General features: G+C 54.2%; 27 protein-coding genes. 9 read left to right on the plus strand and 18 right to left on the minus strand.

Annotated features, from left to right (window positions below; all coding sequences use genetic code 11):
• Positions 1-162: 162 nt before the first annotated feature.
• The 11 genes from tatC to AACZ64_RS08965 all read right to left on the minus strand — a co-directional run bounded on the left by tatC (position 163) and on the right by AACZ64_RS08965 (position 10,859).
• On the minus strand, positions 163-915 hold the full coding sequence (gene tatC / locus AACZ64_RS08915) for a twin-arginine translocase subunit TatC (protein ID WP_293615333.1): 753 nt from the start codon (positions 913-915) through the stop codon (positions 163-165).
• A complete protein-coding gene (gene tatB / locus AACZ64_RS08920; protein WP_293615334.1) occupies positions 912-1,244 on the minus strand; it encodes a Sec-independent protein translocase protein TatB in 333 nt (110 codons plus the stop codon). The genes tatC and tatB overlap by 4 nt, the downstream gene beginning before the upstream one ends.
• Before the next feature lie 30 nt (positions 1,245-1,274).
• Positions 1,275-1,517: a twin-arginine translocase TatA/TatE family subunit gene (gene tatA, locus AACZ64_RS08925; RefSeq protein ID WP_293615335.1), complete on the minus strand. Its 243-nt coding sequence runs from the start codon at positions 1,515-1,517 to the stop codon at positions 1,275-1,277.
• An 18-nt stretch (positions 1,518-1,535) separates the two neighbouring features.
• On the minus strand, positions 1,536-1,880 hold the full coding sequence (locus tag AACZ64_RS08930; RefSeq protein ID WP_293615336.1) for a phosphoribosyl-ATP diphosphatase: 345 nt from the start codon (positions 1,878-1,880) through the stop codon (positions 1,536-1,538).
• The gene (hisI, locus tag AACZ64_RS08935) at positions 1,877-2,260 is read right to left on the minus strand and encodes a phosphoribosyl-AMP cyclohydrolase (protein ID WP_293615367.1); all 384 of its coding nucleotides are present in this window, start codon (positions 2,258-2,260) and stop codon (positions 1,877-1,879) included. The genes AACZ64_RS08930 and hisI overlap by 4 nt, the downstream gene beginning before the upstream one ends.
• Before the next feature lie 57 nt (positions 2,261-2,317).
• The gene (gene ubiB / locus AACZ64_RS08940; protein ID WP_293615337.1) at positions 2,318-3,928 is read right to left on the minus strand and encodes a ubiquinone biosynthesis regulatory protein kinase UbiB; all 1,611 of its coding nucleotides are present in this window, start codon (positions 3,926-3,928) and stop codon (positions 2,318-2,320) included.
• A 2-nt stretch (positions 3,929-3,930) separates the two neighbouring features.
• Positions 3,931-4,593, minus strand: a complete 663-nt coding sequence (locus AACZ64_RS08945) for an SCP2 sterol-binding domain-containing protein (protein ID WP_293615338.1) — start codon at positions 4,591-4,593, stop codon at positions 3,931-3,933.
• The gene (ubiE, locus tag AACZ64_RS08950; RefSeq protein WP_293615339.1) at positions 4,593-5,342 is read right to left on the minus strand and encodes a bifunctional demethylmenaquinone methyltransferase/2-methoxy-6-polyprenyl-1,4-benzoquinol methylase UbiE; all 750 of its coding nucleotides are present in this window, start codon (positions 5,340-5,342) and stop codon (positions 4,593-4,595) included. The genes AACZ64_RS08945 and ubiE overlap by 1 nt, the downstream gene beginning before the upstream one ends.
• 119 nt (positions 5,343-5,461) lie before the next feature.
• Positions 5,462-7,171 carry a lysophospholipid acyltransferase family protein gene (locus AACZ64_RS08955; RefSeq protein WP_293615340.1) on the minus strand — a complete coding sequence of 570 codons (1,710 nt, stop codon included), beginning with the start codon at positions 7,169-7,171 and terminating at the stop codon, positions 5,462-5,464.
• A 93-nt stretch (positions 7,172-7,264) separates the two neighbouring features.
• Positions 7,265-8,056 carry a GGDEF domain-containing protein gene (locus tag AACZ64_RS08960; protein ID WP_293615341.1) on the minus strand — a complete coding sequence of 264 codons (792 nt, stop codon included), beginning with the start codon at positions 8,054-8,056 and terminating at the stop codon, positions 7,265-7,267.
• 106 nt (positions 8,057-8,162) lie between these two features.
• Positions 8,163-10,859, minus strand: a complete 2,697-nt coding sequence (locus AACZ64_RS08965) for a cation-transporting P-type ATPase (RefSeq protein WP_293615342.1) — start codon at positions 10,857-10,859, stop codon at positions 8,163-8,165.
• Between the two features lie 202 nt (positions 10,860-11,061).
• On the opposite strand from AACZ64_RS08965, the gene AACZ64_RS08970 reads away from it, so the two are divergent.
• Complete coding sequence (locus tag AACZ64_RS08970) at positions 11,062-12,327, plus strand: acetyl-CoA hydrolase/transferase C-terminal domain-containing protein (RefSeq protein WP_293615343.1); 1,266 nt, start codon at positions 11,062-11,064, stop codon at positions 12,325-12,327.
• Here AACZ64_RS08970 and AACZ64_RS08975 read toward each other — a convergent pair.
• Positions 12,324-12,992, minus strand: coding sequence for a DUF3047 domain-containing protein (locus AACZ64_RS08975; RefSeq protein WP_293615344.1), 669 nt, complete (start codon positions 12,990-12,992; stop codon positions 12,324-12,326). The genes AACZ64_RS08970 and AACZ64_RS08975 overlap by 4 nt on opposite strands.
• A gap of 196 nt (positions 12,993-13,188) precedes the next feature.
• On the opposite strand from AACZ64_RS08975, the gene AACZ64_RS08980 reads away from it, so the two are divergent.
• Complete coding sequence (locus tag AACZ64_RS08980) at positions 13,189-13,533, plus strand: hypothetical protein (protein WP_293615345.1); 345 nt, start codon at positions 13,189-13,191, stop codon at positions 13,531-13,533.
• 43 nt (positions 13,534-13,576) lie between these two features.
• Here AACZ64_RS08980 and AACZ64_RS08985 read toward each other — a convergent pair whose 3' ends face one another.
• The 5 genes from AACZ64_RS08985 to htpX all read right to left on the minus strand — a co-directional run bounded on the left by AACZ64_RS08985 (position 13,577) and on the right by htpX (position 17,324).
• On the minus strand, positions 13,577-13,966 hold the full coding sequence (locus AACZ64_RS08985) for a DUF971 domain-containing protein (protein WP_293615346.1): 390 nt from the start codon (positions 13,964-13,966) through the stop codon (positions 13,577-13,579).
• A 44-nt stretch (positions 13,967-14,010) separates the two neighbouring features.
• Complete coding sequence (hslU, locus tag AACZ64_RS08990) at positions 14,011-15,336, minus strand: ATP-dependent protease ATPase subunit HslU (RefSeq protein WP_293615347.1); 1,326 nt, start codon at positions 15,334-15,336, stop codon at positions 14,011-14,013.
• A gap of 118 nt (positions 15,337-15,454) precedes the next feature.
• Positions 15,455-15,994, minus strand: a complete 540-nt coding sequence (gene hslV / locus AACZ64_RS08995) for an ATP-dependent protease subunit HslV (protein WP_293615348.1) — start codon at positions 15,992-15,994, stop codon at positions 15,455-15,457.
• An 89-nt stretch (positions 15,995-16,083) separates the two neighbouring features.
• On the minus strand, positions 16,084-16,431 hold the full coding sequence (locus AACZ64_RS09000; protein WP_293615349.1) for a Rieske (2Fe-2S) protein: 348 nt from the start codon (positions 16,429-16,431) through the stop codon (positions 16,084-16,086).
• Positions 16,431-17,324, minus strand: a complete 894-nt coding sequence (gene htpX, locus AACZ64_RS09005) for a protease HtpX (protein WP_293615350.1) — start codon at positions 17,322-17,324, stop codon at positions 16,431-16,433. The genes AACZ64_RS09000 and htpX overlap by 1 nt, the downstream gene beginning before the upstream one ends.
• A 304-nt stretch (positions 17,325-17,628) precedes the next feature.
• On the opposite strand from htpX, the gene AACZ64_RS09010 reads away from it, so the two are divergent.
• Positions 17,629-18,090 carry an LEA type 2 family protein gene (locus AACZ64_RS09010; protein ID WP_293615351.1) on the plus strand — a complete coding sequence of 154 codons (462 nt, stop codon included), beginning with the start codon at positions 17,629-17,631 and terminating at the stop codon, positions 18,088-18,090.
• Positions 18,091-18,185: 95 nt separating this feature from the next.
• Complete coding sequence (locus AACZ64_RS09015; RefSeq protein ID WP_293615352.1) at positions 18,186-18,905, plus strand: YiiX/YebB-like N1pC/P60 family cysteine hydrolase; 720 nt, start codon at positions 18,186-18,188, stop codon at positions 18,903-18,905.
• Here the strand turns inward: AACZ64_RS09015 and AACZ64_RS09020 are convergent.
• Positions 18,902-19,741, minus strand: coding sequence for a mechanosensitive ion channel family protein (locus AACZ64_RS09020; protein ID WP_339639897.1), 840 nt, complete (start codon positions 19,739-19,741; stop codon positions 18,902-18,904). The two genes, AACZ64_RS09015 and AACZ64_RS09020, sit on opposite strands and share 4 nt — an antisense overlap.
• Positions 19,742-19,843: 102 nt before the next feature.
• Between AACZ64_RS09020 and AACZ64_RS09025 the strand changes: the two genes are divergently transcribed.
• The 5 genes from AACZ64_RS09025 (at position 19,844) to smrA (ending at position 23,115) form a co-directional block, all read left to right on the plus strand.
• On the plus strand, positions 19,844-20,530 hold the full coding sequence (locus tag AACZ64_RS09025) for a M15 family metallopeptidase (RefSeq protein ID WP_339639898.1): 687 nt from the start codon (positions 19,844-19,846) through the stop codon (positions 20,528-20,530).
• 10 nt (positions 20,531-20,540) lie between these two features.
• Positions 20,541-21,368, plus strand: coding sequence for a serine O-acetyltransferase (cysE, locus tag AACZ64_RS09030; RefSeq protein WP_339639900.1), 828 nt, complete (start codon positions 20,541-20,543; stop codon positions 21,366-21,368).
• Complete coding sequence (locus AACZ64_RS09035; protein WP_293615354.1) at positions 21,368-21,730, plus strand: diacylglycerol kinase; 363 nt, start codon at positions 21,368-21,370, stop codon at positions 21,728-21,730. Before cysE ends, AACZ64_RS09035 begins: the two co-directional genes overlap by 1 nt.
• Before the next feature lie 61 nt (positions 21,731-21,791).
• A complete protein-coding gene (locus tag AACZ64_RS09040) occupies positions 21,792-22,313 on the plus strand; it encodes a hypothetical protein (protein ID WP_293615355.1) in 522 nt (173 codons plus the stop codon).
• A 205-nt stretch (positions 22,314-22,518) separates the two neighbouring features.
• A complete protein-coding gene (gene smrA / locus AACZ64_RS09045) occupies positions 22,519-23,115 on the plus strand; it encodes a DNA endonuclease SmrA (RefSeq protein WP_293615356.1) in 597 nt (198 codons plus the stop codon).
• The last annotated feature ends 41 nt before the right edge of the window (positions 23,116-23,156 follow it).

The raw sequence follows: 23,156 nt of genomic DNA on the forward strand, positions 1-23,156 counted from the left end.
GCATAATAGATGCCAACCTCATAAATACATTTAATACATTGAAAAACAAAGGTTTTTATTATTATCGTGAGGGGTCGAAAGACGGGTTGGAACAGAAAACGTGCACTGTTTTTGCCGCGGAGGTGGCGTTATTGGTGCACTTGTCATTGATGATGCGGCGGGTTAGGCCTGATTGTTGTCGGCGGTAGTTGAACGGGGTTTGATACACCGGCCAAACAGGATGCCTACTTCAAACAATAGCCACATGGGTACGGCAAGCAGGGTCTGGGACAGAATATCCGGGGGCGTGAGCAACATGCCGAAGACAAAACAGATAACAAACACATAGGGGCGTTGTTTGGCCAGACTGTCCGGTTCGATGATGCCCATCCAGGTCAGGATTACCACGCCGATCGGGATTTGAAAACTGATGCCAAACGCAAAAAACAATTTCAGGACGAAATCCAGATAGCTGCGAATATCCGTCATGACGGCCACACCCTCTGGGCCGACACTGGTGAAAAACATGAAGACCAGGGGGAATACCACATAGTAAGCGAAAGCCATTCCACCGTAGAACAGTAGAACGCTGGAAAAAAACAGGGGCAGCACAATTTTCTTTTCACGCTGGTAGAGCCCGGGGGCTACGAAGGCCCATACCTGATACAGAATGAAGGGCATGGCGGCAAAGAGTGACAACACCAGCGTCAATTTAAAGGGTGTGAGAAACGGCGACGCGACATCGGTGGCTATCATCGATGAGGTGTTGGGCAGGTGCAGCCTGAGGGGCTCCGAAATGTACAGGTAGAGATTGTTACTAAAGGAAAAAAGCCCCAGAAATATCAGCAGTACAACAATTACAGAGCGCAGCAGGCGATTGCGCAATTCAATGATATGGTCGATGAAAGGTTGGCTCAGTATTTTTTCTTCGCTCATTGTTTGGTTTCGTCGGGCGCGTCAGCCTTTTCGGCTGACCGTTCATCAGTGTCAGGTTTGGAGTCCTGTGGGACGGGGCCGGGCAACTCTTCGAACTCCGCTTTGGCGTTTTTCAGATCGCGCATCAGTTTCTCATTGTGCAACTGTCGGCGAATGTCATCCATACCGACCTCGTTTTCGAGTTCCTGGCGGATGGAGGAAAACGTCTGACGTATCCTGCCAATCCAGAGGCCTATGGTGCGAAGGGTCTGGGGCAGACGTTCCGGTCCCATGACAATCAGCGCCACAACGGCGATGACTAATAATTCGGCAAAGCCAATATCAAACATACGGCAATATTCGCAAGATCGCTGTCACGCCTATTTCTCTGTGGTTTTCTTTTCGCCGGTCGATGCGGCGCTATCATCGGTATTCATCTGGCTATTGACCGATTTCCCGTCGTCGAGGTGTTCCGGCTCCTTGTCCGAATCGCCGGACATGGATTCCTTGAATCCTTTGACGGCACCACCGATGTCAGTACCGATACCACGAAGTTTTTTGGTGCCAAAAATCAGCGCCACGATAATCAGAATAATTAACAGTTCCTGCCAGCCAAAGCCCATAACTCTCTCTCTTGTCAATCAGGTTGAATTGCGTTGTGCTTTCTCTTCGAGGCCCGACAGGTTGAAGCGTCGTTCCAATTCCCTGAGAACCGGTTCCGGGCCTTCGCCGAGGTGGGATAGCATCACCAGCGAGTGAAACCAGAGATCTGCGGTTTCATAAATGAGTTTGCTATTGTCATTGGTGGCCGCTGCATCTTTGGCAGCCAGAATTGTTTCAGTACACTCTTCGCCCACTTTCTCCAGGATTTTATTCAAACCCCTGTGATGCAGACTGGCCACATAAGACTCCTGATGCGAGTAGTCTTTGCGATCTTCCAGTATCTGACCTAATCGGGTCAATATATCATCACGGCAACTGTTCATGAATAAATGTCTCCGGGATCTTTGAGAACGGGGTCTACAGTGTGCCACTGCCCGTTTTTCAGGACACGATAAAAACAGGATGCGCGGCCGGTGTGACAGGCGATACCACCGAGCTGTTCAACCTGTAAGACAATAACGTCGCCATCGCAGTCCAGGCGAATTTCCCCGACTCGCTGAATATGACCGGATTCCTCACCCTTGCGCCACAATTTGCGACGCGAGCGGGACCAGTATACGGCGCGCCCTTCCGAGGCAGTGAGTTCCAATGCTTCCCGATTCATCCAGGCGACCATCAGGATGCGCCCCGAATCGGCGTCCTGTGCAACAGCGGGGAGCAGGCCATCTTCATTCCAGGTGATTTGATCGAGAAAGTCAGTCATGGCGGCCATTATGACAGTTGTGGTTGGATCGGCAATACGGATTTTTCAGGGTGACTCTCAGCGCACTATCAACAACAGTACACCAAGTCCCGCCAGAGCCAGGCTGCCGACGGGCATTTGCCGGATGGTATCCATCCATTCGGGAAATGCGCTGCCCAGACCGATACCGATCAGTGCCGCGCCGAGCAGGGTTCGCCGGCGCTGCCCCGACCTGACTGGAACACTGGTGGGTATTTCCTTCAGGCCAACTTCTTTTGCCTGCAGTCGTTCCAGAGTCTGAAAAACCAGCTGGGGTAACTGGGGAAACTGTTCCAGCCATTCCGGGCCGTGGCGTTTGAGTTGTTCCATCAGGGCGTTTGGTTTGAAGCGTTCTTTCAGCCAGCGCTCGAGGAAGGGGTGAGCCGTGGCCCACAGATCCAGGTCTGGATACAGTTGACGGCCGAGTCCCTCGATATTGAGCAGGGTTTTCTGCAGCAACACCAGCGATGGCTGTACTTCCATATCGAAGCGCCGGGCGGTGCGAAACAGGTTGACCAATAGCAGTCCAAAGGAGATTTCGCGCAAAGGGCGTTCGAAAATAGGCTCGCAGACAGTGCGTATGGCGGCGGCAAACTCACCCACATTGGTGCCCTCCGGAACCCAGCCCGACAGGACATGGAGTTCTGCCACCTGTTGATAGTCGCGGCGAAAGATGGCCAGTAGATTGCGGGCCAGATAATACTGATCGGCCTCGGTCAGGGTGCCCATAATGGCGCAGTCCACCGCCAGGTATTTTGGTTGTTGCGGGTCCTCCGGATCGACAAATATATTGCCGGGATGCATGTCGGCATGAAAAAAGTTGTGCTCGAATACCTGGGTAAAAAAGATTTCTACTCCGCGTTCGGCAAGCACTTTAAAATTGGTCCCGTGCTGTTGGAGGGTGGCGATATCCGTGACCGGTATTGCGTAAATGCGCTCCATCACCAGGACTTTTTCATTGGTGTGTGACCAGAATACCTCGGGTACGTAGAGCAGTGGGGAGCGATCAAAGTTGCGGCGCAACATGGAGGCATTGGCGCCTTCCCGTTGCAGATTGAGTTCATCGAGAATGGTGTTCCGGTAGTCGCTGACCACCTCGGTTAAGCGCATTCTCCGGCCATCAACGGTATTGGTTTCGAGCCACTGGGCCATGGTGAACAGTAGCCTGATATCCTGGTCAATGGTTTTTTCGATACCGGGCCGAATGGCCTTGACGACGGCTTCCCGCCCGTTGTGCAGTGTCGCTGCGTGGACCTGTGCCACGGAGGCGGAGGCCAAGGGTTCCCGGTCAAAGTGTAGAAACAGGTTGTCGACACTGTCCTCGAGCGCCTGCTCGACAATGGCGACGAAATGGGCTTTGTCGAAAGGGGGTACATTGTCCTGCAGTTTGTCCAATTGTTGGCAAATATCCGGCGGGATCAGGTCCGGGCGGGTAGACAACAATTGGCCGAACTTGATGAAAATGGGCCCGAGATCTTCCATGGCCTGCCGCAACCGTTCGCCGCGCGGTTGTTTTGGTGCGGGCAACAGCCGGTTGAACCTCAGAAATAGCCGCATGCCCCAGGGCAGCCTGTCTGCATCGAGAAAGGTGTCCAGTCGGTAACGAATGGTGGTGCGCAGGATCGTGCTGAGCCGACGGATTCTTGACATGGCTAGTCGCTGTTCCGGGGTTGGGAGTCTAGCTTGAGACTGAATTTGTGGATGCGGGCAGCCAGTCGATCCACATCCGTACTCAGTTGGCGAATCTGCGTTCTAAAATGCGCTACTTCATTGGCACTGGGGGTCAGTCGTATTTCCTCCTGGGCGAACTCAGTGGCGGCACTGGCGGCGCGTTCGGCTGTCCGTGTCTGCCATGTTGCCGCACTGCGCAGGGACTCTCCCACCAGGTGCGCGGGTACATCACCAATCAGTTTCGCCAGTGCGGCCTCCCAGTCCACGTCCAGGTGTTTGAGAATCCTGCGTATCTGCCGGAGCAGATCGTGGTCGCCCTCTACTTCGACACCCGTGCCGTAAAAGGACACTTTGTCCTCGGCGTTTGTCGCCAGTGCAGCGAGTGACAGGGCGGTTCCCCGCAGGCTGGTATTTGCCGTTCCTTCATAGTGAGAAAGTAGGCTGACACCGTCTGCTCCGAAGATGATGTAGAAGCTCAGTGGCGGAAGGGTGCAATTGATTTCAAGAGCCTGACCGTTCATTTCGCCGAGGGCTTTCCGGGTGGCGGAATCGTACTTCAGTCCACTGTTGATAGCCGTTTCCACCGCCATTAGTGCAGAGCTGTGCAGTGCCTGCAGTGGATTGTGTTTCAGGAAATCAAACATCAGGGTTTGAAACCCCGATGAAGGGCAACGATGCCGCCGGTCATGTTGTGATAGTCGATATTGACGAAGCCTGCATCCGCCATCATTTTTTTCAGGGTTTCCTGATCCGGGTGCATGCGAATGGACTCGGCCAGGTACTGATAGCTGTCCGCATCCTGGGCGACCAATTGACCAATTCTCGGCAACAGGTTGAAGGAATAAAAGTCGTAGACTTTGCCCAACAGGCCACTGGTGGGGGTAGAGAATTCCAGCACCAGCAGTCTGCCGCCGGGTTTCAGTACCCGAAGCATGGATTGCAGGGCCAGGTCTTTGTCGGTGACATTGCGCAGGCCGAAAGCAATGGTGATGCAGTCAAAGGTATTGTCGGGAAATGGCAGATACTGTGCATCGGCCTGTGCATAGCGGACGTTGCCCGCTGCACCGCGATCTGTGAGCTTGTCACGGCCCACCTTGAGCATGGAATCGTTGATGTCTGCCAGTACCACTTCACCGGTGGGGCCAACCAGTCGTGAAAATTTAACAGTCAGGTCGCCAGTGCCACCGGCGATATCCAGTACCCGCTGGCCACTGCGCACCCCGGACAGCTCAATGGTATAGCGTTTCCAGAGCCGATGGATGCCTCCGGACATCAGGTCGTTCATCAGGTCGTATTTGCCGGCCACGGAGTGAAACACATCCGCCACATGACCAGCTTTTTCCTGTACGGGAACGGTTTTGAAACCGAAATGGGTGGTTTTGTTGTCAGTCATCGCCCAACGCCGGATTGAGAAAGGTCGACATTGTACACTGACACCGTCGGGGTGTCCTTTGGCGAGACGTCAATCAGCAGGTTTTCTGATCGCAATCAACTTCTCTGAAGCCTTCGCGATCAGGGGATGTAACGCTCCCGCCTGGCGGGTTTCAGGCGAGCCAGATCGACGACAATAAGTCCATCCACACAGTTGGCAAAGGCCGGATCAATATTGAAACCGGCAAACTGGACGCCGCCCAGCTCACAGACCTCGGTGTACTGTTTGAACAGGGTGGGAACACTGAGATTCATATGCGCCAGTTCGCTCTTCAGCTGGGTGAATTCTTCCCGCTGATCCACACCGGGAAATTTCTCGGCCAGTTCGGCCAGGTGATCCTGGTTGATGCGATAGGGCAGCATCGGTTCCACCAGGTTTTGCAGGCTGGGATAATGGCGGCTGTAGAAAAACACCAACATTTCCATGGCCCATTCGGGATAACTGTTACTCAGCGTCACGGGCCCAAACAGGTAGCGGTAGTGGGGGTTTTTGCTCAGAAAAGCACCGATCCCATACCACAGATAGTCCAGACTGCGACGGCCCCAGTATTTGGGTTGCACAAAGCTGCGCCCGAGTTCCAGGCCCTGTGACAGGTAGGGTTTCATGGCAGGGGTATAATCAAACAGCTCTGCGGAGTAGAGGTATCCCCGCCCCATATTGTCCAGACAAACCGAAGCATCACAGAACCGGTAGGCCCCGGCGATTTCCAGTTCTTCCTCATCCCACAGCAGCAGATGAAAATAGTGGTGATCATACCCGTCGATGTCGCGGCGGCTGCCGGTACCTTCCCCCACCGCCCGGAAGGCAATTTCCCGCAACCGGCCCACTTCCCGCATGATCAACGAATCGGGCTGGTAGCGGTACAGGTAGATCTGTTTGCCATCACCGGTACTGCCCAGCCATTCGCACTGTTTGACCGACTCCCGCAGCAGTGCCCGGTTTTCCGGGTGGGCGATGGCGCTGACCGTATTGAAAATCCCTTTTTTATCCTGGCCGATACGGTACAGGTGGCGCTTGAACAGTTTACTTTTTTCCCGCAATGGCACATTGATACGCTGGTAACAGTCATAACTGACTGGCTCGCCGATGCGAACGTCCACACAGTTCCTGGCCTGTTTGAACATCTCTCTCACCAGCAGCAGGGTGGAGAGCGGTTTGGCGACCAGTGACACACTGTAGAACAGCGCCGAATTGCGACCGTCCACGAATACCGGCAGAACCGGTGCCTTGCTGTTGATAGCCATGCGCAGGAAACCGTTGCGCCAGTCGCCATCGCGGATACCCTGAGGCCCGAAGCGGGATACCTCCCCGGCGGGGAAGATAATGATCGCCCCCTCTCTGTCCAGGTGTTCACGAATGGCGGTCAAGTTCTGGCGCGTGGTCTGGCCTCCCATGTTGTCCACGGGTAGGAGGAGGCTATGCAGCGGTTTGATGGTGAACAGCAGTTCGTTGGCCACCACCTTGACGTCGGGGCGGGTCTCCCTTACCAGCTTCAGAAGTGCCAGGCCATCCAGTGAGCCAATGGGGTGGTTGGCGATGATGACAACCCGACCGTGGGTGGGAATACGGTGCCGTTCGTGGTCGCGTACGGTGTAGCGGAAATCGAAGTAATCCAGCACCTGTTCGACAAAGTCGAAGCCGTGAAGGTGGGGGTAGTCCTGCTCGAATTGCTGGAAACTCTGTTCCCGGAACAGCATCCTCAGTACCCGGATAACGGGACGCACCAGTTTGGGGTGGCGCTGGTAAAAGCCGGGGTAGCGATCCTGAATGAAGAGTTCGATATTGAGCATGCGCTGGTTTCTCCTTTTCGAACCAGCTTAGTGCGTCAATATGACAGATTATGGATAGACAGGTGACAGGCTTGTGACAGCGCTCGTCTGTGGTCAGGCCGCCGCTTCGGTGACGGCTTCTTCGTGAAATATGGCGCAACCCTTACCCGCTTTTTTTGCCAGGTACATGGCGCTGTCGGCGTCATTGATGAGGTGTTCTGTCTGTGAGGTCGCTGCGGCCGTGTCCAGAAACCGTATCCCTATACTGGTAGAGACCTTGAGTTCCTTGCGGTCAAAGGGTAAGGGCGCACTGATGGTGGTAATCAGCCGCTTTGCAATCAGCTCCACTTTGTTCTGGGCGGCACTGTGCTCCTGGCCCAGGTCGCCGAGAATAACGATGAACTCATCGCCTCCCAGCCGCCCCACAATATCTTCAGTGCGGGTCATCGACTTGAGCCGTTTGGCAATCTCTACCAGTATTGCATCGCCAGCCTCATGGCCGAATCTGTCATTGACCGGTTTGAAGCCGTCCAGATCCAGTACCAGCAGGGCGCCAAAAACGTTATGCCGCAAACAGCCGGCGAGGGTTTTCTCCAGGTGCTGGTAAATAAGTCTGCGGTTGGCCAGCTGGGTGAGTGGGTCGAGACAGGCCATATACTCTATCTGGTGTAAGGTGTCGTTATGCGCTTTGACAAAAGGTTTGACCACCCAGAAGTAAATAATAGGGGTGGATAAAACCACTAGCGAAAAGGCATTCAGGGTGGCCTCCTGAAAGGCGGAGATTGCCGGGGAAAAGGTGTGTAGGAGGGCCATTACCAGAAATTCGGCACCTGAGACGATGCCGACAATGCGAACAGTGACCTGTGCTTTACTGGGCAGGTCAATGGTTTCCCCTTGACGGATCATTGGTCTTTTTTCTTGCTATTGTTCACCTAGATCAACTTACCACACTTGATCCGTCAATTCATGGGTAGTCCTTTTGTGGGTAATTCGTGCCGTTTTTTTGTCTAAATCATCTGAATCTTGCCTTCGATAGCTTCAACCGAAGTTGTTTTTCAATTTCCAGAATGACAAATACGACAAGACCAATGGCTACAATCAGTAAGCCGTCCGTCACTGATACCGATTCAGTATTGAAAATCAATTGCAGAGCTGAGACGTACGTGATCGAAAATTGAGCCAGAGTAACCAAAATAACCGCTATCCATACCACCTTTGTGCCGCGTACAGCCCGCCAGGTCAATGATGCGCCGTAGATGTTGCGAATGAAAAAAAGGCTGAATATCTCCATGACAACCAATGTATTCATTGCCATGGTCTGGGCCATCGCAACATTATAGCCACGCTCGATGGCATAGGTGTAAATACCAAATACACCACATACGAACAGGCTGCAAAGCAACAGAATCTGCCATACCCAAGTGCCCCCTAGTAGCGGTGCACCCTGGGGGCGAGGGGGACGACGCATGGTATTTTCTTCTGTCGGTTCAAAAGCCAGGGCGATACCCAGCGTGACAGCCGTGATCAGATTTACCCAGAGAATCTGAATGGCCGTGATGGGCAATGCCATTCCCAATAACAGTGCTATCACAATAGGCATCGCCTCGCCGACGTTGGTCGGCAGAGTCCAGCTGATGACCTTTTTTATGTTGTCGTAGACGGTCCTGCCTTCCCGGACAGCGGCCACGATGGTGGCGAAATTGTCGTCTGCCAGCACCAGCTCGGCAGCCTCTTTTGCGGCTTCACTGCCTTTTTGTCCCATGGCAATACCGACATTGGCCCGTTTCAGGGCCGGGGCATCGTTGACCCCGTCTCCGGTCATGGCAACAACTTTGCCCTGAGCCTGTAGTGCCATAACCAGTCGCAATTTGTGCTCCGGGCTGGTGCGGGCAAAAATATCAGTGTTGACCACAGCAGACGCCAGCTCACTATCGGTCATACGATCGAGCTCCACGCCGGTTAATACTTTGTCGGGATTTTCCAGCCCGATCTGTCGGGCTATGGCGGTGGCAGTACCCGCGTGATCGCCGGTGATCATCTTTACCTGAATACCGGCCTGATGACACGCGGCCACCGCAGTAATGGCCCCTGGGCGGGGCGGGTCCATCAGGCCCACCAGACCTAACAGGGTCAGTCCGTCTGTCACATCCGTCATTTCCAGTGAGAGATGTTGTGGTTTGACTTCCTTGACGGCAAGGGCCAGCACACGCAGGCCCATTGCAGCCAGTTCTGAGCTGCGTTGATGCCATCGATCCTGATCGAGTGGCACGGTATCTCCCGACTGGGTGGACTCATGACTGCACATGACAAGGATTTGCTCGGGAGCACCTTTGACAAAAATTGCCGCTTTCCCCTCATGGTTATGGTTGAGGGTTGCCATAAAGCGATGCTTGGCATCAAAGGGAATGGTGTCTGTCCTTGCCCAAAGGCCTTGCTCAGCATGTCTGTCAATTCCAGCCCTTCCTGAAAAGGCCAACAGTGCCGCCTCCATAGGGTCTCCCTCTATGTCCCAGTTTTTCTCCTTCTCATGCAGGGCACTATCATTGCAAAGTGCCGCTGTCCTTCCCATTGATGTGAGTACCGGATGGTCCTCTTGACTGATGGCAGTCTCGTCAATATGCACCGTTCCCGAGGGTGCATAACCTTCGCCGTCCACTGTCAGCAGCCGGTGCTGGATAACGACGGTTGTGATGTTCATCTCGTTTCGAGTCAACGTGCCGGTTTTGTCTGTACAGATAACCGATACGGAGCCTATCGTTTCTATTGCTGGCAGACGGCGGACAATGGCGTTTCTCCTGGCCATGGTTTGAACGCCGATAGCCAGGGTAATGGTCAGTACTGCCGGGAGGCCTTCCGGGATGGCGGCTACAGTCAGGCCAACGACGGCCATGAAAAGTGCGTCAAAGGCCTGATCCTGGATGAAGACACCGAAGGCCAGTATAAAGCTGGCAACGGTGAGTATCATGGCGGTGAGCCACTTTGAGAAAGTCGCCATCTGAGCCACAAGAGGAGTTGTCAGTGTTTCTACCGTAGAGAGCATGCCGCTGATAAGACCTATCTCAGTAGCGCCGGCGATGGCTGTAACCACCCCTGTGCCCTGGCCACTGGTAACCAACGTTCCACCGAATGCCATACAACTGCGGTCACCCAGCGGCACCTCCTGCTGGATGGCGGCAGTCTGTTTCTCCACAGGTAGTGATTCGCCGGTAAGAATGGCCTCCTGGATATGCAAACCATGGGCCTTGATAAGTCGTAAGTCCGCTGGCACCTTGTCGCCGGGCTCCAGTAATACGATATCTCCAGGCACCAGCTGCTCCGCAGGAATAGTGTGTCGCCCGCCATCCCGCAACACCGAGGCATTCGGGGACAACATCCGATTGATGGCATCCATGGCCTTCTCGGCCTTTCCCTCCTGAATAAAACCAATCAGGGCATTGACGATTACGACCGCCAGGATGACAGTCGTGTCGATCAGGTGACCCAGTAATAACGTAATCACTGCTGAGACGAGCAGCACATAAATCAATACATTGTGAAAATGCACAAGAAATCGAATGATCGGCCCGCGTCGTTCGACTTTCGGCAGACTGTTGGGGCCAAAGCGGGCTGCCCTGATTTCGGCTTCACTGGTGCTTAGGCCCTGGGGAGCGGAGTCCAGTTCAGATAATGTGTTTTCGTAGGTGCGTAGGTACCAGGTTTTGGTTTCCATAACTATCTGGGTTCACTGAGTCTGCCGTTTTGGGGCGTGTTATCGCCCCGATTCTGGGGATTTAATTTGGGTGGTGTGAGCAAAGCACGGTACGGTGTATCAGAATAAAAAATCGTCAGTCTGTCATCAATCAATCAACTGTCTCCAGTAAGATGGCGATCATGTACCCTGATCAGCAGTATACCTTGGAGGAATTATAACAATGGCCGTTATTTGCAAAACAGTTGAAGAGGCATTGGCACCGATAAAATCCGGCGACAGGGTCTGGTGTCACTCCATGGCGGCAACGCCCTACAGGCTCCTGGAAGCGCTGGCCGTACATGTTTTGAGCCTTGAAGACGTCACACTGCTTCAGCTTCACCTGGAACATGCAGAAGCGGTCTGCCAGCCCCAACTCGAAGGGCATTTGCGCAATCGCTGTTATTTCGTCAGCCACAGTACCCGGGAACTGGTAAATGCCGGCAAGGCGGATTATGTGCCCATCTTCCTTTCTGAAATTCCCAAACTGTTGCGCAGTGGTCGTCAGCCCATTGATGTCGCTCTGATTCAGGTGTCGCCCCCGGACCGTCACGGCAATTGTTCGCTCGGTGTCTCCGTAGAGGCCACTCTGGCGGCCTGTAACGTGGCAAAAACCGTGATTGCCCAGATTAACCCGCAGATGCCCCGCACTCACGGTGATGCAGCCATTTCACTGAAGTCCATTGACTTTGTTGTGGAAATCGACAGCGAGATCCCCGCTTCTTCCCCGTCTGTGCCGAAGGACGAACACCTGCAGATTGGTGGCCACGTGGCAGAGTTGATTCGCGATGGCGACTGCCTGCAAATGGGCATTGGTGCAATTCCGGATGCGGTACTGGCACATCTCGGCAACCATCGGCATCTGGGTATCCATACCGAGATGTTTTCCAGTGGTGTACTACCGCTGGTGGCATCCGGTGTCATCGACAACAGCAATAAGGTGATTCAGCCGGGTAAAATTGTCACCAGCTTTGTACTGGGTTCTGATGCCCTCTACGATTTTGTTGCTGATAACACCGAGGTGCTTTTTCTCGATGTGGAATATGTTAACAACCCGGCAGTCATTCGAAAGAATGCTCAGGTGGTTTCGATAAACAGTGCGATTCAGATCGACCTGTCCGGTCAGGTATGTGCAGATTCCATTGGCGGGAAGGTTTATTCGGGTTTTGGTGGGCAGGTGGATTTTGTTACCGGTTCCCAGCTTTCAGAGGGTGGGCGCTCTATCATTGCGATGCCATCCACAGCACTCTCCGGCAGTCAATCGCGTATTGTCAGTCATCTCTCCGGCGGTGCCGGTGTGGTGACGTCGCGCGCCCAGGTGGATTTCATTGTGACCGAGTATGGTGTTGCACATCTGCATGGTCGCAGCCTGCGCGAGCGAGCAGAACGGTTGATTGCCATTGCACATCCGGATTTCCGGGAGGACCTGGCAAACGCTGTCAACTTTTAGTCGCCGGTTTCCGGTACGGCTGAAAACCAGATGTCGCCATACCATGCCCGGACACTGAGTCCGGTGTTGTCGGTATCGGTCATCAGGGCGATCGCCGCGATTTCCCCGGGTTCTTCACCGAACAGACGTCGATAGTCGGCCAGCACATCCCTTTGTTCCTGTACCCATTGATCCCGCAATTCGCCACCACCCCGGACGGCGATCATCCGGGCATTTGAGGTAAAGGCATTGGGCCACTCACTACCTGCGGGCTGGTTGCTGGACCAGACATAATTGATTGCGCGGGTGCGCCAGAACCTCAGTCCGCCGGAAAACACCACATAGAGTCGCGCCGGGTAATCATCGCCGGACTTGTTGCGCTCGTTGTTCCCAGTGAGCAGGTTGTTGACCTTCCAGGACCAGTTCAGCAGTGGCGTCTGTTTCAGGTCAATGGTCATTTCACGGTAAAGGCCCGAGGCACTGCTGCGACTGTCAGCCAGCAGTACCTGTCGACCGTCGTCAGCAACCAACGCATAATCGGTTTTTCCGGCAAATATTTTGGGTTTCCACTGATCGAGCTGGCCAGAGGAGAAGTCGCCGACATCGATTCGGCCAACCTCGGCAAACGCTATCCCCGAACAGGGCAACAGGGCAGTGACGAGGCAGATTTTCAACCATACTGTCATTGCTCGACAGGTTGTTGATGAAATAGGTGGGAGCATAGGAATATCCGAACAAGGAGGGTAGCCTGGTCAGCTGTCCAATAAGGCAACAGGTTAGTGTGGATTGCGGGGTTGGGCAACTCGTCGGGCACACCGAAACCTCTGGGGCGGGAGCAAACGGTTTGGTGTTTGCTTCATCAGAACAGGTAGCATCGTATTTATGAAGCAATTACCGGGCGAGCTGACCACCATGGAGCGCCGCAGGCTTAAATACCTGGGGTTGGCATTGCTGCTGGCATTGTCACTGGGCATTGCTCTCGCCCTGTACCTTGCTTCCGCAGTGGGTGCCGTGATTGCACTGGTGGCCGGTTACGTTGTCTGGAGATTATTTATTCTGTTAATTGATCGGCAGCTGGCGTTGACCTGCAGTATTTGTCGTCGGCAGGGGTTAGCCGAAGTGCCGGGGCTGCCCTGTCAGTTGCCGGAATACCAATGCAGTGCATGCGGGGCACGCTTCCAGAATGGCCGTCCCGTATCGACGGAGCAAACGGATAAACCCCCCTGAACAGTGGCTTGTAAAGCCAGTATAGGTGTGGTCGGGGGGCTACCTAATGCTGGGTAGGGCTGATCAACCTGACGATCTGGCGGTCCGGTTCGCGAAACTCTCCGGCTGCCTCTAGCGCTGAGAGATAATCCTGCCAGTAACGTTCGTAGTTGATGGCAAGGTCGCGCAGATAGTCCCAGGTGAAGATGCCGCTGTCGTGACCATCACTGAAGGTCACATGCAGGGCATAATTTCCAGAAGGGGCCACATGGGTGATCCGGACACCATGTTTTCCCGACTGCAGTATTCCCTGTCCCTTGCCGTGTCCGCGAACTTCCGCGCTGGGGGAGTGGACCCGCAAATACTCTCCGGTCAGTGTAAACCGACTGCCATCGGCATATTCCAGCAGCAGACTGCCTTCCTCAAGATTCAGTTTGATTTTTTCTGGTGTCATCGCGGTCACACTGCCGGTTTTATCCGGCCCCTGTTATCCGGCATCTAGAGAATGAATCGGGACAAATCTTCATCCCGGGAAATTTCATTCAGGTATTTATCGACATAGGCACTGTCAATATCGATGGGCTCGCTTTTTTCGCCGAGGTCAGAGGCTTCGAACGACATTTCCTCCAGTAGACGTTCCATGAGGGTATGCAGGCGTCGGGCACCGATATTCTCCGTACGCTCGTTGACATCAAAGGCAATTTCCGCAATACGCTTTACACCATCGGCGGTAAAGCGGATGCGGAGCTGTTCGGTCGCCAGCAGCTCCCGGTATTGCTCGGTCAGAGATGCGCTGGGTTCAGTTAGAATCCGTTCGAAGTCACCACTGGTGAGGGATTCAAGCTCTACCCTGATGGGCAATCTGCCCTGCAGCTCCGGAATCAGATCCGAGGGTTTGGAGAAGTGGAAGGCGCCGGACGCGATAAACAGGATATGGTCGGTTTTGATCATGCCGTATTTGGTGGAGACGGTGCAGCCCTCAATTAATGGCAGTAAATCCCGTTGCACACCCTCCCGGGAAATGTCAGTACCCGAGGTTTCTCCGCGCTTGGCCACTTTGTCAATTTCATCGATGAAAACAATGCCGTTCTGTTCCGCAACCGTTACTGCGCGAACTTTCAGCTCGTCATCATTGACCAGTTTTGTTGCTTCGTCCTCCGTGAGTTTTTTCATGGCTTGTGCCACGGTCATTTTTTGCCGACTGGTTTTGTTTTTCCCCAGATTGGAAAACATGCTTTGCAGCTGGTTGGTCATTTCTTCCATGCCGGGCGGGGCCATGATTTCCACGCCCACCGGCGACGCATTGACTTCGATTTCGATTTCCCGGTCATCCAGCTCACCCTGGCGGAGCTTTTTACGGAAAACCTGCCTGGTCCCGGAGTCCGTTTCCGTTTGTTCCTTGTCCCGGGCAGGGGGTAACAGAACATCCAGGATGCGCTCTTCGGCGGCGTCCATGGCGCGGTGCTGGACTTTCTGCATTTCCTGTTCGCGGAGTTGTTTCACCGATGTCTCCACCAGATCGCGAATAATCGACTCCACATCCTTGCCCACATAGCCCACTTCGGTGAACTTGGTGGCTTCCACCTTGACGAAGGGCGCGTCCGCCAGTCGGGCCAGTCGTCGGGCAATTTCAGTTTTACCGACCCCGGTGGGGCCGATCATCAGAATATTCTTTGGTGTTACTTCATTGCGCAACTCCTCTCTGAGTTGCATGCGACGCCAGCGGTTGCGCAGGGCAATGGCTACAGCGCGCTTGGCTGCATCCTGCCCAATGATATGGCTGTCGAGTTCATGGACGATTTCACGGGGGGTCATATTGGACATGTCTTGGTCTCTTGTTTCCGGTCGCCGTCAAGCCCTCGGGCTGTAGCGGCAAATAATGGAGCCCAACCGGGCAGTGTGACAGCGGTAACAGGGCTTCGCTCTGCCAACACCCGGTTGATCAGTAATCGAGTTGTTCAATCGTGCGGTTGTGATTGGTATAGATACAGATATCGCCTGCGATGGCGAGCCCCTTCTCGACGATATCTCTGGCGCCCAGCTCGGTGTTGTCGAGCAGGGCACGCGCCGCAGATTGGGCGAAAGGGCCACCTGAGCCGATGGCAATCAGATCTTCTTCGGGTTGTATCACATCGCCGTTGCCGGTAATGATCAGCGAGGCTTCCTTGTCGGCTACCGCCAGCAATGCTTCCAGTTTCCGGAGGATGCGGTCCGAGCGCCAGTCTTTGGCCAACTCCACAGCGGCGCGGGTCAGGTTGCCACTGTGTTGTTCCAGTTTGGCCTCGAATCGTTCAAAAAGCGTGAAGGCATCGGCTGTGCCGCCGGCAAACCCGGCAATAATCTGGTCTTTGTAAAGGCGGCGTACTTTGCGCGCGTTGCCTTTCATAACCGTATTGCCAAGGGTGACCTGGCCGTCTCCGCCGATGACAACGGTGCCATTGCGACGTACGGAGAGAATGGTGGTACCGCGATATTGTTCCAAAAGATTCTCCTGTGGGCTATCCATCCATCTAAAATAATTTTATACAGGGGACTAGGTGGGGCCAAAATGCAGAAATTCAACAGTGCCGGTTAGTCGGCGTCTCCCGTCGCTCTGTCTTCCCTGAGGTACAGTGCCCCGTTCTCAATGTGGCAGGGCACCATGTCCAGGTATTGGCCAGTACAGGGCCCGGCCACGCATCGACCACTGTCCATCTCAAATAGAGCGCCGTGCGTACTGCACTGAATGTACTTCCGGTCATAGTCCAGAAAACGATCCGGCATCAAGTTCAAGGGTGCCCCCGTATGGGGACAGTGGTTTTGATAAACAAACACCGCTTGTCCCCGCCTAACCAAAAAACAGTTTTCACCGGCGATATTCAGTTCTCTGCTGCCGGGATTCGGCAGCTCTGCCACATGGCAGAGCGGTTTTTCCGACATTAGCCACCTCGGCGCAGCGTTTCAATGCGCTCGCTGAGGGGAGGGTGTGTCATGAACAGGCGCGATGCATGTTCTTTCCAGCCACTGGAAATACCGAAAGCTGTGAGGGTGTCCGGCATCTGGTTGGGCACATGAGCCTGGGTTTCTTCCTGAAGTCGCTGCAGGGCCGAAATCATTGCACCGCGGCTGGCCAGATGTGCACCGCTGGCGTCGGCGCGGAATTCCCGCCAGCGGGAAAACCACATCACAATCATTGAGGCAAAAATGCCCAGTACCACCTGTAATACCATGACGATCATGAAGTAACCTATGCCGTGACCACTGTTGTTTTTGAATACGGCCCTGTCGATAATCGAGCCGAGAATCCGGGCAAAAAACATCACAAAAGTATTCAGAACCCCCTGTATCAACGATAACGTTACCATGTCACCATTGGCCACATGGCCAATTTCATGGGCCAGCACGGCGCGGACTTCCTCGCGATCAAAACGCTGCATCAGCCCGGCGCTGACTGCGACCAGGGCATCGTTCCTGTTCCAGCCTGTGGCGAAGGCATTTGATTGCTGTGCGGGAAAAATGCCGACTTCCGGCATGCCGATACCCGCTTTTTTTGCCAGATCAGCAACCGTTTCTTTCAGCCAGCGCTCCTCGGGGGTGCGCGGCTGGTCGATCAGTTGCACGCCGGTGGACCGCTTTGCCATCCACTTTGAGATAAGCAGCGAAATGAATGAGCCGGCAAAACCGAATATCCCGCACATGATCAGCAGCCCGGTGAGGTTCCCCTGAACCCCTTGGGCAGCGAGGTATTGCTCCAGCCCAAGTACTTTGAAAATGATGCTGAACAGCACCAGAATGGCAATGTTGGTGCCCAGAAAAAGCCCGATTCTTAACAAGTGATCTCTCCTAGTGATGAAGTCTGCCAATATGATGTCAGCAACTGGCACTCCTGTAAGATGCGACTGGTTTCGAAAAATTCAACTGCCGGATTGATGAATACTTCGGGCGGCCTGTTGGATCGCCTGTCATAAACTGTCAATGGTTGCCACGTTAAAAAGCAGTGGGTGACTATAGCAAAGATGGCCGGTCGGCTCTCCAGAAGATTGACGACTTTCGGGTCGTGACTGCAGTCACCCGGTAGCAAACCGATGTACTATGTGGGCAGGTTCCACTCTGAGTTCGCCAAAACGAGGTTCTGCCATGGCAGTAATGAAACCGCTGGTAATAACGCTGATGGCACTGAATGTGCTGTCCGGATGTGCTCTACTGTCGTCGGGGCAGCCGCCGCCAGAAGTCCAGCTGAGCAATGTGGAACCTGCCGGACGAGAAGGGCTTGAACAACGTTTTATGATCAGTTTGCGAATACTCAACCACAGCAGCACACCGCTGAATATTTCCGGACTATCCTATAGCCTCAATCTGGAGGGACATAAGCTGATCAGCGGAGTGGCCGGGGGACTTCAGCCGATACCCGCCCATAGTCAGGTCGCTATCAAAGTCCCAGCCTCCACCAATCTGATCAGTGGTCTGAAAATCATTGGTGCCTTTATGGAAAAGAGTAAGCAATCGGTGGATTTTGAACTGGAAACCCGGTTAAGCATGGGTTGGTGGCGCATGCCTGTCACTGTGATCGAATCGGGTTCGCTCGACTTGAGCCAATAATTCCCCCGGTTACGTCGGATCAAGCAAACGTGATACTCCAGCGAATAGGTGAATGGTTAGCAAGCAAGCTTGCCGAGCCCAGATATCGCAGCACGATGCCTACGCGTACGGATCTGCTGGCGGCGACACTTCGTCCTGGTGATGTGTTGCTCGTGGAGGGGCTGAGCCGTTTCAGTATCGCCATCAAGTATCTCACCCAGTCCACCTGGTCTCATTCTGCACTCTACATTGGTTCCTGGCAGGGGCAGACGGGAATGCTGGTGGAAGTGGATGTTCGCGAGGGGGTAAGGCTGGTTCCGTTGAGCCATTTCTTTGGCCTCCAGGCGCGTATCTGTCGGCCGGTGAAACTGGACGAAAGCGAGATAACCGAGCTGATCGGCTATGCGACTGACAGACTTGGCTATCATTACGATCTGAAAAATATTCTGGACCTGATGAGGTATCTGATAGCGACACCTCCCGTGCCGAATCGATGGCGGCGGCGGATGCTGTCGCTGGGCAGTGGTGATCCCACCCGGGCTATCTGCTCGTCTTTGATTGCCCAGGCATTCCAGTCAATACGCTATCCGATCTTGCCTACAGTAACGCTGGAAAAGGCCCTGGATCCCGATATGCAGGAAATCCATCAGGAAATTCTTCATATCCGGCACCACAGTCTTTTCGTGCCCAGGGATTTTGATCTGTCGCCCTATTTTGAAGTGGTCAAACCGACCCTGGCAGCCGGTTTTGATCCTCATCTGGTGACCTGGGGTGAGCCGCCCGTTGAGCGGGAGGTAGAATCTGAGCAACTATCCCAGAGCCAGTCACCGAATTAATAGGCGGCCACTTCCCCCGCATTATCCAACAGGCGAACCTCTCTTTGTGGGAAGGGTATGCTGATGTTGGCGTCAGTGAGTGCCTGAAAAATCGCCCCGTTCACCCGGAACCGCGTTTCGTGAAAATGTTCTGTCGGCACCCAGAAACGCACCATGAAGTTAATCCCGCTATCACCAAAATTGTCGATACCGATCAAAGGTTCCCGGGTCTCCGAGGCACCCTGTTCTGCCAATACTGACTGCAGCACTTTGACCACGGTTTCCGGGTCAGATCCATAACTGACGCCCACCGTGGTTTCTGCCAGTTTGTTGGCAGCAGAGTTGTGCAGAATCTCGCCGACGATATGCCGGTTGGGAATGGTGATGCGCACATCATCCTCATCTTTCAGGACGGTATAAGCGAGATGTACTTCGTCGACCAGTCCGGTTTCTCCTTTCACAGTGATGGTATCGCCCACAACGAAAGGACGGGTAATGATAATATTCAGGCCCGCGCCGTAGTTTGATAATAGCCCCTGAACAGCAAGACCGGCCCCCAGCGAAATGGCACCGATGGCGGCCACAAACGGTGTCACACTGATCCCGATTTTGCCCAGGGCAATAATGGCCACGCCCGCCAGGATGACAATTTTGACAAAGCTGGCGATAAAGCGGCTCAGGGTGATATCGAGGGATTTTTTCTCACACAGTTTGAGCGTTGCGGCCGATACTTTGGATGCCACGAACATGCCGATCAGAAAAACGATCAGTGCGCCAACCAACTGGAAGCTATAGTTGACAAAAAATTGCACGATGCTGTTGTAAATTGCCTCGACTTGCTGAATTTCTTCCTGCATGGGTGATCACTCCTGGTGTGTTTTGGGCGAAGCATAGCAAAATACTATTCGGCATATTAAGGTGTTATTTTTCCGACAGGCTGTATTCCCGGTAAAACCTGCATGGCAAGTATTAACAATCGAATGCTAATGGGCTGTGATGAGCAGCTCCTGTGCAAACTGGATAGCCGTGTGTTGTTGCACGGTGACGTCATTAAGCCGTTTCAGGCGATGTGTGATGCGGCTGCGGGTGAGGGCCTCCGGATTACCGTGGCCAGTGGCCATCGCTCTTTCGCCCGGCAACTGGCCATCTGGAACAGCAAGGCCCGGGGTTTGCGCCCGGTGCTGGATGATACTGGCTCTCCGATTGATCTCGAATCGCTTAGTGACCGCGACAAGGTAATGGCGATCTTGCGCTGGTCCGCACTGCCGGGGTGTTCACGGCATCACTGGGGAACCGATATGGATATCTGGGACGCAGCGGCTGTGTCTGGCGATTACAGATTGCAGCTTGTTCCGGAGGAGTATGCCGGGTCAGGGCCATTTTGCAGATTGTCCGAATGGTTGCAGGAACATGCCGCCGGTTTTGGTTTTATCAGGCCCTATGCCTTTGATCGTGGTGGCGTGGCCCCCGAACCCTGGCACCTGAGTTATCTGCCGATAGCACGGCTGTATGAGGAGAAACTGGATAGAGTATTTCTGCGCGAAATTCTGGATAATGATCAGTTGGAATTGCGTGATGCTGTTCTGTCGAATCTCGAGACAATTATGGCAAGGTTCATTTTTCCCGCAATGACTTTGCCGCAATAACTTTACCGCAATGAAAGAGACACTGATGGTCGATCAGCCACAAACAACCCCAGCCGACGACGCGCTCTGGCAATCAATTCGCCACGAAGTTGTTGAGCGGGCCAGACTGGAGCCGGTTCTGGCGAGCTTTTTCCATGCCGCCGTCCTGAGTCATAAATCGCTAGAGGACGCGCTCGCCTACAACCTGGCCGAACAACTCGGTAACAGTATTTTATCCCCGCTGGCCATTTATCAGGTGCTGCTGGACGCAATGCAGAGTGACCGTTCAATTTGCGAGCGGATGAGACGCGACCTGACAGCCCATATGGAGCGTGATCCGGCGTGCGGCCAGTACTGTTTGCCCCTGCTTTACTTCAAGGGATTTCATGCTTTGCAGGTGTACCGTGTGGCGAACTGGCTCTGGCGGCACGAGCGGCGTTCTCTGGCTCTGTTTCTGCAAAGCCGGGCCTCAGAGATATTTGCGGTGGATATTCACCCTGCAGCTGATATTGCGGGCGGCATCATGCTCGATCATGCCACGGGTCTGGTGATCGGTGAAACGGCGGTGATCGGTGAAAATGTTTCCCTGTTACATTCGGTGACTCTGGGCGGCACCGGCGCTCAGGCAGGTGATCGCCATCCAAAAATACGTTGCGGTGTGCTGATTGCTGCAGGGGCCAAAGTACTTGGCAATATCGAGGTGGGTGAAGGCGCCAAAATCGGTGCCGGAAGCCTGGTTCTCGATTCAGTATTGCCGCATACCACAGTGGTGGGTGTCCCAGCCAGAGTGGTGGGGGTTCCCGGCGAGGCCGAGCCCTCCCGTACTATGGACCAACGTATCAACCTGGGTTGTGGCTGATGGAACGCATTTATGGCTTGATAAAACGTCGTGCTTTCTATGCCGCCGTTAACTCCTGGCGTGGTTTGCAGGCCTGTTTTAAATACGAGGAAGCCTTCAGGATTGAAGTGGCGGTTACCTGCCTGCTCTTTCCTCTGGCATTCTTTGTGGCTGAAAACCCGGTCGAGCTGGTTCTTTTGCTGGGTTCCGTTTTGTTGTTGCTGATCGTGGAACTGCTCAATTCCGCTGTGGAAGCGGCCATTGACCGTATCGGCGAAGAGCGCCATGATTTATCTGGCAGGGCCAAGGATCTCGGTTCTGCAGCGGTTCTATTGACGATGCTGCTGGTATTGATTACCTGGGTTGCTATCGCCGTTCAATGAATAGGCGTCGTTTGACGGAACATCAGGATTGAGTGCTGTCCGTAACGGATAAGGGGAAGGGATGATGAGCGATAGACGTTTTGAAGTGATTTTTCGTGGCGATGTAGTTCCCGGACAGTCCCTGATGGATGTGAAGCGACGCCTGGCCGAATTATTCGGTGCACCGGCTGCCAAGGTTGAACAGATGTTTTCCGGCAGACCGGTGGTCATCAAACGTGATCTCGATGAAGAGGCAGCAGCGCGTTACAGGGTTGCCCTGAACGATGCCGGTGCGCTGGTGGAGCTTCGCCCCGTTGAGCCTGCCAGCGAGACAGGAAGCGATACCAGCCGCCCAGATCAAACAGTACCACCGGCTGCATCCGGTCCGGAACATTCGACGGTAGCAGAGACCATTGATGTAGCCCCCGTGGGCGCAGATGTACTGCCTCCTGAATATCGCCGTAACTTTACGCCCAGAGAGGTGGATACGTCCTATATAACAGTGGATGAACCCGGTGCCGATGTGCTGAAAGAGGATGAGAAGTCCCCAGCCATCGAACGGGAAGTGGACACTTCCCATCTCTCAGTGAAAGATCCCGAATAGCTTCAATTCGTTGTGATTCTCCCGCCAGTCGGTATTGAAGGTGGAGTTCGGGTCCACCAGATGCGGGTAATGCCAGTATTGGCATGCCAGTCCCTATCAACTGGCCCGGGAGAGTCTAATGATTTCGTCTGTCGGTGATGCTGAGGTAACCGGGTCTTTACCGGCGCTATAATGCACCTTCTACGTGGCAGGAAAGGAATGCAGTGTGACTGACGACGATAACGGTATTTTTCGCCAGCAGATGAAGGATGTTGAACCGCTTAAAAAACCGGCGGAGCGCGTTCGTCTGAAGCAACCCGTTGTGATGACTCCCGGCCTGAAATCCCGCCGGCGGGCTGCCGAGGCGATGATCGCCAGCGATGTCGATGGCCTGTCGTCAGAAGCGTATATTCCGCCGGTAAAACCGAGGGATGTGCTGTCGTTCAAGCGCAGTGGCGTTCAGCACGGCGTCTTCAAAAACCTGCGGATGGGCAACTATCTTGTCGATTCGCGGCTCGACCTGCACCGCCTGACGGTTGAACAGGCGCGACAGCAGGTCTACCTCTTTATTCAGGATTGTCTGAAGCACGACATACGCTGTGCATTGATCACGCACGGGAGAGGGGAGAACCGGGAAAAACCCGCACTGCTTAAAAGCTGCACCAACCACTGGCTGCAGCAGATGGATGAAGTGTTGGCTTTTCACAGTGCCCAGCCACAGCACGGGGGCACCGGTGCCACCTATGTCATGTTGCGAAAAAGTGCCGAGAAACGCGTTGAAAATCTGGAGCGGCACCACAAGGGGATTAAGTCGCGACTGTAGTTTGTTACTCTGGTTCCAGGCACCCGATGGGTTTGGTTAAA

It is taken from the genome of uncultured Porticoccus sp. (assembly GCF_963975625.1).
Classification (GTDB): domain Bacteria; phylum Pseudomonadota; class Gammaproteobacteria; order Pseudomonadales; family Porticoccaceae; genus Porticoccus.

Excerpts from the sequence above, each read along its gene's own strand:
- ubiB (WP_293615337.1), bottom strand. The coding sequence starts at position 3,928 with ATGTCAAGAATCCGTCGGCTCAGCACGATCCTGCGCACCACCATTCGT.
- tatA (WP_293615335.1), bottom strand. The coding sequence starts at position 1,517 with ATGGGCTTTGGCTGGCAGGAACTGTTAATTATTCTGATTATCGTGGCG.
- AACZ64_RS09015 (WP_293615352.1), top strand. The coding sequence starts at position 18,186 with ATGCCTACGCGTACGGATCTGCTGGCGGCGACACTTCGTCCTGGTGAT.
- AACZ64_RS09010 (WP_293615351.1), top strand. The coding sequence starts at position 17,629 with ATGGCAGTAATGAAACCGCTGGTAATAACGCTGATGGCACTGAATGTG.
- hisI (WP_293615367.1), bottom strand. The coding sequence starts at position 2,260 with ATGACTGACTTTCTCGATCAAATCACCTGGAATGAAGATGGCCTGCTC.
- tatC (WP_293615333.1), bottom strand. The coding sequence starts at position 915 with ATGAGCGAAGAAAAAATACTGAGCCAACCTTTCATCGACCATATCATT.
- tatB (WP_293615334.1), bottom strand. The coding sequence starts at position 1,244 with ATGTTTGATATTGGCTTTGCCGAATTATTAGTCATCGCCGTTGTGGCG.
- AACZ64_RS08965 (WP_293615342.1), bottom strand. The coding sequence starts at position 10,859 with ATGGAAACCAAAACCTGGTACCTACGCACCTACGAAAACACATTATCT.
- cysE (WP_339639900.1), top strand. The coding sequence starts at position 20,541 with ATGAAAGAGACACTGATGGTCGATCAGCCACAAACAACCCCAGCCGAC.
- AACZ64_RS08955 (WP_293615340.1), bottom strand. The coding sequence starts at position 7,171 with ATGCTCAATATCGAACTCTTCATTCAGGATCGCTACCCCGGCTTTTAC.
- AACZ64_RS08975 (WP_293615344.1), bottom strand. The coding sequence starts at position 12,992 with ATGACAGTATGGTTGAAAATCTGCCTCGTCACTGCCCTGTTGCCCTGT.
- AACZ64_RS09040 (WP_293615355.1), top strand. The coding sequence starts at position 21,792 with ATGATGAGCGATAGACGTTTTGAAGTGATTTTTCGTGGCGATGTAGTT.
- AACZ64_RS09020 (WP_339639897.1), bottom strand. The coding sequence starts at position 19,741 with ATGCAGGAAGAAATTCAGCAAGTCGAGGCAATTTACAACAGCATCGTG.
- AACZ64_RS08960 (WP_293615341.1), bottom strand. The coding sequence starts at position 8,056 with ATGATCCGTCAAGGGGAAACCATTGACCTGCCCAGTAAAGCACAGGTC.
- hslU (WP_293615347.1), bottom strand. The coding sequence starts at position 15,336 with ATGTCCAATATGACCCCCCGTGAAATCGTCCATGAACTCGACAGCCAT.
- AACZ64_RS08930 (WP_293615336.1), bottom strand. The coding sequence starts at position 1,880 with ATGAACAGTTGCCGTGATGATATATTGACCCGATTAGGTCAGATACTG.
- AACZ64_RS08985 (WP_293615346.1), bottom strand. The coding sequence starts at position 13,966 with ATGACACCAGAAAAAATCAAACTGAATCTTGAGGAAGGCAGTCTGCTG.
- AACZ64_RS09035 (WP_293615354.1), top strand. The coding sequence starts at position 21,368 with ATGGAACGCATTTATGGCTTGATAAAACGTCGTGCTTTCTATGCCGCC.
- AACZ64_RS09025 (WP_339639898.1), top strand. The coding sequence starts at position 19,844 with ATGGCAAGTATTAACAATCGAATGCTAATGGGCTGTGATGAGCAGCTC.
- AACZ64_RS09000 (WP_293615349.1), bottom strand. The coding sequence starts at position 16,431 with ATGTCGGAAAAACCGCTCTGCCATGTGGCAGAGCTGCCGAATCCCGGC.
- ubiE (WP_293615339.1), bottom strand. The coding sequence starts at position 5,342 with ATGACTGACAACAAAACCACCCATTTCGGTTTCAAAACCGTTCCCGTA.
- AACZ64_RS08945 (WP_293615338.1), bottom strand. The coding sequence starts at position 4,593 with ATGTTTGATTTCCTGAAACACAATCCACTGCAGGCACTGCACAGCTCT.
- AACZ64_RS08980 (WP_293615345.1), top strand. The coding sequence starts at position 13,189 with ATGAAGCAATTACCGGGCGAGCTGACCACCATGGAGCGCCGCAGGCTT.
- AACZ64_RS08970 (WP_293615343.1), top strand. The coding sequence starts at position 11,062 with ATGGCCGTTATTTGCAAAACAGTTGAAGAGGCATTGGCACCGATAAAA.